The sequence below is a fragment of the Nocardia sp. NPDC003345 genome (assembly GCF_053589395.1).
Map to the genome: position 1 here is coordinate 1 of NZ_JBSFRU010000338.1, position 6802 is coordinate 6802.

Consider the following 6802-nt stretch of genomic DNA (forward strand, 5'->3'; position numbering starts at 1 on the left):
TCGCTGGCCGGGCCCTGCGGCAGCGCCGCTAGTTCCGTGTGGGCGATATCGGCGTATTCCCGGAGCTTCTCTTTGGCCTGGTTCATCCCGGCCGACCGCCCGAGCAGTTCCAGGGCCTCGGAGACCTCGGCATCGGATTCCAGGGGCCGCTCCAGCAGAACGCGCAACCGGTCGCCTACCGGGCCCTCTTCGCGGAGGGCGTAGAGGACGGGAAGGGTGTGGACGCCCTCGCGCAGATCCGTGCCGGGGGTCTTACCGGATTGGGCGGAGACCGACGAGATATCGATGATGTCGTCGGAGATCTGGAAGGCCGTGCCGACCACATCGCCGAGGCGGGCCAATCGTTCGACGTGTTCGTCGCCGGCGCCGGAGAAGGTGCCGCCGAAGCGGCCGGAGGCGGCGATCAGCGAGCCGGTCTTTTCCCAGACCACCTTGAGGTAGTGGGCGATCGGGTCGGCGGATTCCCGGGCGCCCATGGTTTCGCGCATCTGGCCGGTGACCAGTTCGGCGAAGGTTTCGGCGATGATCCGCACGGCGTCGGGGCCGAGGGTGGAGGTGAGCCGGGAGGCGTGGGCGAACAGGTAGTCGCCGGCGAGGATGGCGACGCTGTTTCCCCAGCGGGAGTTCACGCTGGCCGCGCCGCGGCGCATGGTGGCCTCGTCCATGACGTCGTCGTGGTAGAGGGTGGCCAGGTGGACGAGTTCGACGACGGTGCCGGCGGTGACGAGGTCCGGATCGCCGGGCCGCGGACCCAGCTGACCGGTGAGGATGGTGAACAGCGGGCGGAACCGCTTACCTCCGGCCTTGGCCAGGTGCAGCGCGGCTTCCTGCAGGAACGACGCGCCGTCGGACAGTTCTTCGATGAGTAGTTTCTCCACCTGATCGAGTCCGCCCCGCACGGTCTCCGCCAGGGCGGCGTCGCCGAGGTCCACCCCCGCCACCACCGTGCCCGCTTCGCTCACAGCAGATGTGCTCATACCTTCTCCCAAGGACGCGTCCGACCCCACGGTGATGAACCTAGCGTGTTCACGGCACAGCGCCCATGAACACCATCACGTTATGACTCCGCATGAACGAGACCGGCGATCGGTCCGCCTCCGGCACGGAGGCCGGAGCCCGGGCGACGGTATCGCACTGCCGTCTCCGTGGCCGACTCGCTCATGGTGGCACCGTACCGCCATCGACAGCGATGTCGGCGGCCTGTAACTATTGACCGCATGGGTGCACCCGGAGCCACACCAGCCGACAGCTTCCCCGATGCGCTGCCCGCACGGGTAGAGGTGCTGGTGGTGGGTGCGGGCCCGGCGGGTTCGGCGGCCGCGGCGTGGGCGGCGCGCGCGGGCCGCGAGGTACTGCTGCTGGATTCCGCGGTGTTCCCACGGGATAAGACCTGCGGTGACGGCCTGACCCCGCGTGCCACGGCCGAGCTGGAACATCTGGGCCTGGGTGAATGGGTGCGCGCGCATACCGTCAATCACGGCCTCCGGATGACGGGTTTCGGCCGGGAGGCGCTGCTGCCCTGGCCGGGTGGTTCGTTCCCGACCTACGGCAGCGCGATCCCGCGCACCGAATTGGACGACAAACTGCGGGAGACCGCGGTGAAATCCGGTGCCCGGATGTTCGACGGCGCGAAGGTGGTCGATGTCTCCCGTGACGGCGACCGGGTGACCGGGGTGACGGTGCGCACGGGTGAGGCGGTGCGCGATATCGGCTGCGACACCCTGATCGTGGCCGACGGGGTCCGCTCCCCGATCGGTAAACAGCTGGGCCGGGTGTGGCATCGCCGGTACGCGTACGGGGTGGCGGCCCGGGCCTACATCACTTCCGGTCGCAGTGACGATCAGTGGATCACCTCCCATCTGGAGCTGCGCAACGCCGACGGCGACCTGGTACCGGGTTACGGCTGGGTGTTCCCGCTGGCCAACGGCGAGGTGAATATCGGGGTCGGTTCGCTGGCCACCGAGCGGCGGCCGTCTCATATCGCGTTGAAACCGCTGCTGGAGCATTACACCGAATTGCGCCGGCCGGAATGGGAGCTGACCGGATCGGTACGGGCGGTGTCCTCGGCGCTGCTGCCGATGGGCGGTGCGGTCACCGGGATCTCCGGTCGCAACTGGGCCCTGGTCGGGGATGCGGCGGGCTGTGTGAACCCGTTGAACGGCGAAGGTATCGATTACGGCCTGGAGGGCGGCCATATGCTCTCCGAACTGCTCGACGAACCCGACCTGACCCGGATGTGGCCGGACCTGTTGCGTGCCAGATACGGCCGCACCTATTCGGTGGCGCGGCGCATCGCGGGCCTGGCCACCCATCCGCGCATGGTGCCGATCGGCGGACCGCCGGTGATGCGCTCGAAACTGCTGCAGCGCACCGCCGTCCGGGTGATGGGCAACCTGGTCACCGACGAGGATGTGGACCTCACCGCCCGCGCCTGGCGTACGGCGGGCAGGGCCTCGATGCGTTTCGACGAACTCGCGCCGTTCGGCTGACCGGCGGCAGGCGATGCAGCCGTGACCGGCCGGCCGGTGCCCGAGGATCTGCTTCCGCATCTGCGGCGGTCGCGGGATTTCATCGACCGCGAATACGCCCGGCCGCTGGATCTCGACGGGATGGCCGCGGCCGCGGGTGTGTCGAAATACCATTTCCTGCGCTGTTTCGCCGCGGCCTACGGCCGGACTCCAGCGGTGTATCTGGCGCAGCGGCGGATCGAACGCGCCCAGGATCTGCTGCGTGCGACGAATACCACGGTGACCGAGGTCTGCCTGCTGGTCGGGTATACGAGCCTGGGCTCCTTCTCCCGGAAGTTCACCGACCTGGTCGGCGTCTCCCCCTCGGAGTACCAGGCGAAATTCGCCGACGGCGCCCCGCGGATACCGGGCTGCTATGTCTTCATGCACGGGTTGTCCGACCGCCGGCCCGATACCGCAATTTCGGAGAAGCCGGGCGGCCCCGCCCGCTCATAGAGTTCCAGGCATGACTCCGATCATCACGAATATTTCGCTGGTCACGGTGTATGTGACCGACCAGACCGCGGCCAAGAACTGGTATGTGGACGTCCTCGGCTTCGTGGAAACCGCCGATATCACCATGGGCGACAACGGGTTCCGCTGGGTGACGGTGGCCCATCCGGATCATCGCGAACTCGAGGTGACCCTGATGGTGCCGGGTCCGCCCCTGGACGAGGGTTTGGCCGAGGCGATTCGCCGTTCACTGGCCGGCGGTAGTCACGGCTCGCTGGGGCTGGCGACCCAGGACTGCCGCAAGGCCTACGAGGAGCTCACCGCCAAGGGGGTGGAGTTCGTGCAGCCACCGGCCGAACGCCCGTACGGCGTGGAGGCGGTGTTCCGGGACAACTCGGGGAACTGGCTGGTCCTGGTCGAGCCGACGGAATTCGACCCGGGGACTCCGGTAGCGGCGCCCTGCGCGGAGTTGTGAGCGGGCCCGCAGGTCTCGCTCGGTTGTCCCGGGGCCGCGGCGGGCCCGGCCCCGGGGGTGCGGACATCAGGCGGAGGCGCGTTCCTCGAACCAGTTGACGATGAATTTGCGTTCGCTTTCGACCACGCGACGCTGCAGCTGTTCGGCGAGCGGTTCGATCGCACCACCGACGATCGGCACCTTGACCTTGACCGAACCGGATACCTCCAGTTCGGATCCTTCCCCGGCGGGCCGCAGCCGGAAGGTGCCGGTCATCTGGGAGGAGATCGCCGACGAGGTGCCTTCGAAGCTGCCTTCCGCGGTGTCGCCGGACAACGGCTGCCAGGTGTCCACGCGGGTGACGACCAGATCGCTCTTGAGCACTTTCCGCACGATGCCCGGGATCTTGTCGGGGCGGATCGTCTCACTCATGGCGATTCTGATGGTTCCCGGGCCGCCGGGATGCGACAGATCCAGTGTGGCCGTCTGGGCGTCGGCGAAACGGTCGCGCCACAGTTCTTCCCCGGTCAGTGCCGCGTGGAGCTGGGCCACCGGGATCGGATAGGACAGGGTGAAGCCGAATTTTCGGGCCATGAGCGCCCACCCTAGCCCACCCGGATAGCCTGTTGCCGTGCCGTGAACCGGCCACCCGACCAGGAAATCCCGGAGGAGCCAGCGTGCCCGATCAGGCAGAGGTCGCCGAGCCGAACGGTCCGGTCCGAGAGCCGGATGCCCGTCCTCTCCCGGCTCCCGTAGCGACCGCTGCCGAACCGGCGGACGCAGCGGATACGGCCCGCGCCGAACGGCTGCGGAAAGTGCGCGTGGGGGTGCTGATCGCCGCCGTCGCGCTGAGTGTCCTGACATTGCTGCTGGTGCTGGCCGCGTGGCGCAACGACTACCTGATCGAATCGGATAAGGGCGAAACGACCGGCGAGGTGCTGTCCGCCGGACGCCTGCGCTCGGCGGTGATGTACGTCACTCCTGATGGGGTGACCCACAATCCGAAGGTCGGGGTCCTGTATCCCACCAACCTGACCGCCGGTGAGCGGATCAATGTCGAATACAACCGCGCCGACCCCGACCTGGTGCGGGTGGCGGGCCGGGATGTGCGGGTCGCGATCCCGCCCGCGCTCTCGGTACTGGCGATCATCTGGGCGCTGGCCCTGCCGGCGCTGTGGCTGCTGACGCGGGCCGAATCCGGTTCGATGAGTGTTCGCCCGATCTTCGATCCGGCGTCATATCGCCGACGCGCCCCGGGGGCATCGGACCCCCCACACTGAGCGTGTGCGCGTAGCCATCGTTGCGGAGTCATTTCTTCCTAATATGAACGGCGTCGTGAACTCGGTACTCCGGGTGCTGGACCATCTGGACCAGCACGGCCACGAGGCCCTGGTCATCGCGCCCGACTCCCTGCGCGGGCAACCGCCCGCATCTCGGCGGCACGGCAGATTCCCGGTATACCGGGTGCCCGCGGTGATGGTGCCCAAGATCAGTTCGCTGCCGGTGGGCCTGCCACAGCCCGGCATGGTCAAGGCACTCGACGCCTTCGATGCCGATGTGGTGCATCTGGCCTCGCCGTTCCTGCTGGGTGCGGGCGGGTTGGCCGCCGCGCTGCGGCTGGATCTGCCCGCGGTGGCCGTCTACCAGACCGATGTGGCCGGATTCGCCAAGAGTTACGGGCTCGGCCTGGCCTCTCGCGCCGCCTGGGGCTGGACCCGGCGGATCCACGAGGGTGCGGTCCGGACCCTGGCGCCGTCCAGCGCGGCGGCCGATGATCTCGCGCGGCACGGGATACCCCGGGTGCATCGGTGGGGCCGCGGCGTCGACACCGTGCGATTCACCCCCGGAGCCCGGCGACCCGGCCTGCGTACCGTCTGGGCCGGGCCGGAGGACAAGCTGATCGTCGGTTTCGTGGGACGGCTCGCGCCGGAGAAACATGTGGACCGGCTCGCGGTGCTGTCCGGCGACCCGGGCATCCAGCTGGTGATCGTGGGCGACGGGCCCGAGCGCGCGAAGCTCACCGCCGCCATGCCCGATGCGATCTTCACCGGCGAACTCGGCGGCGACGAACTCGCCCAGGCCTATGCGAGCCTCGATGTGATGGTGCATCCGGGCGAGCACGAGACGTTCTGTCAGGGTGTCCAGGAGGCGCTGGCCTGTGGGGTTCCGGTGATCGGACCCGATATGGGCGGGCCCCGCGACCTGATCTCACACTGCCGCAACGGCTACCTGCTGCCGGTCCCGGAGTTCACCGAACTGCTGCCGAGCACGGTCGCGGCCTTACGCGACCCGGTATCGCGTGCCCGCTTCGCCGCCGCCGCGCGCAAATCGGTTCTGCATCGCACCTGGCCGGCGGTCTGCACCGAACTCATGGGTCACTACAGCGAGGCGATCGGCGCCGATCACCGGTTACCGCGTTCGGCGTGACGCTTCCGGCGCGGGTCGCCGATGCACTCGCCGCCGCGGCGCCCATTAGGGTCGGGGCTGTGGTGAAAACGCAATCGGTCCGGGCCTCGCTGGACAAACAGCCGCATGAGGTCGCGTCGATGTTCGACGGGGTGGCGCGGCGATACGACCTGACCAACACCGTCATATCGGCAGGTCAGGACCGCTATTGGCGCTGGCTGACCCGGAAGGCGATCGATCCGCGCCCGGGTGAGCGGATTCTGGATCTGGCCGCCGGCACCGGGGTCTCCACGGTGGAACTGCGCAAATCCGGGGCCTGGTGCGTGGCGACGGATTTCTCCCAGGGCATGCTGGCGGCGGGCCGGTTCCGCAAGGTTCCGATGGTCGCGGGCGACGCGATGGCGCTGCCCTTCGCCGACAACTCCTTCGACGCGGTGACCATATCCTTCGGACTGCGCAATGTGGCCGATATCGATCTCGCGATGCGCGAGCTGCTGCGGGTCACCAAACCCGGCGGCCGGATGGTCATCTGTGAGTTCTCCACACCGGTCGTCCCGGTGTTCAAGACCATCTATATGGAGTACCTGATGAAGGCGCTGCCGCGGGTCGCCCGCGCGGTGAGCAGCAATCCGGACGCCTACGTCTACCTGGCCGAATCCATCCGCGCCTGGCCGAACCAGCGGCAGCTCGGCCGCCGGGTCGCGGCGGCCGGCTGGTCCGGGGTGAAATGGCGGAATCTGACCGGCGGTGTGGTCGCGCTGCACCGGGGTTACAAGCTCGGCGGCTGACACCCGCCGGGGCCGTGTTCATTTTCCTCACCGCTGTGAATTTCGCCGGTGAAGAGGAATGTCATCGGCCCCTAACATCGGGAAAACCCGAGGAAACCGGTCGCGGGCACCATCGGAATCATGTCCGATACACGCGGCTCGAGCGAGTCAGGCCCGGAGGCGGCAGCGCAGCGTCACCCCGCAGGGCCCTCGCT

The 6802-nt window shown here is 68.4% G+C and carries 8 protein-coding genes; 6 read left to right on the forward strand and 2 right to left on the reverse strand.

Annotation, left to right across the window (positions count from 1 at the left end; translation table 11 throughout):
• A partial coding sequence (locus ACWDU1_RS27100; RefSeq protein WP_450002722.1) for a polyprenyl synthetase family protein occupies positions 1-977 on the reverse strand: 977 nt, incomplete at its 3' end.
• Positions 978-1217: 240 nt separating this feature from the next.
• Here ACWDU1_RS27100 and ACWDU1_RS27105 point away from each other — a divergent pair.
• Genes ACWDU1_RS27105 through ACWDU1_RS27115 form a run of 3 tightly spaced genes read left to right on the forward strand, consistent with a single transcriptional unit; the run spans position 1218 to position 3435 of the window.
• Positions 1218-2489 carry a geranylgeranyl reductase family protein gene (locus ACWDU1_RS27105; protein WP_450002724.1) on the forward strand — a complete coding sequence of 424 codons (1272 nt, stop codon included), beginning with the start codon at positions 1218-1220 and terminating at the stop codon, positions 2487-2489.
• Between the two features lie 36 nt (positions 2490-2525).
• On the forward strand, positions 2526-2963 hold the full coding sequence (locus ACWDU1_RS27110) for a helix-turn-helix transcriptional regulator (protein WP_450002731.1): 438 nt from the start codon (positions 2526-2528) through the stop codon (positions 2961-2963).
• A 19-nt stretch (positions 2964-2982) separates the two neighbouring features.
• Entirely contained in the window at positions 2983-3435 is a 453-nt protein-coding gene (locus tag ACWDU1_RS27115; protein ID WP_450002732.1) for a VOC family protein, read from the forward strand.
• Between the two features lie 66 nt (positions 3436-3501).
• Here ACWDU1_RS27115 and ACWDU1_RS27120 read toward each other — a convergent pair whose 3' ends face one another.
• Entirely contained in the window at positions 3502-4008 is a 507-nt protein-coding gene (locus tag ACWDU1_RS27120; RefSeq protein WP_450002726.1) for a DUF2505 domain-containing protein, read from the reverse strand.
• A gap of 212 nt (positions 4009-4220) precedes the next feature.
• On the opposite strand from ACWDU1_RS27120, the gene ACWDU1_RS27125 reads away from it, so the two are divergent.
• From ACWDU1_RS27125 to ACWDU1_RS27135, 3 genes are read left to right on the forward strand one after another with little or no spacing between them, the layout of a single operon-like run.
• Positions 4221-4694: a DUF3592 domain-containing protein gene (locus ACWDU1_RS27125; protein WP_450002734.1), complete on the forward strand. Its 474-nt coding sequence runs from the start codon at positions 4221-4223 to the stop codon at positions 4692-4694.
• A 4-nt stretch (positions 4695-4698) separates the two neighbouring features.
• Positions 4699-5841: a glycosyltransferase family 4 protein gene (locus ACWDU1_RS27130; protein WP_450002728.1), complete on the forward strand. Its 1143-nt coding sequence runs from the start codon at positions 4699-4701 to the stop codon at positions 5839-5841.
• 59 nt (positions 5842-5900) lie between these two features.
• Positions 5901-6608 carry a demethylmenaquinone methyltransferase gene (locus tag ACWDU1_RS27135; RefSeq protein WP_450002729.1) on the forward strand — a complete coding sequence of 236 codons (708 nt, stop codon included), beginning with the start codon at positions 5901-5903 and terminating at the stop codon, positions 6606-6608.
• Positions 6609-6802 lie beyond the last annotated feature (194 nt).

Excerpts from the sequence above, each read along its gene's own strand:
- ACWDU1_RS27105 (WP_450002724.1), top strand. The coding sequence starts at position 1,218 with ATGGGTGCACCCGGAGCCACACCAGCCGACAGCTTCCCCGATGCGCTG.
- ACWDU1_RS27120 (WP_450002726.1), bottom strand. The coding sequence starts at position 4,008 with ATGGCCCGAAAATTCGGCTTCACCCTGTCCTATCCGATCCCGGTGGCC.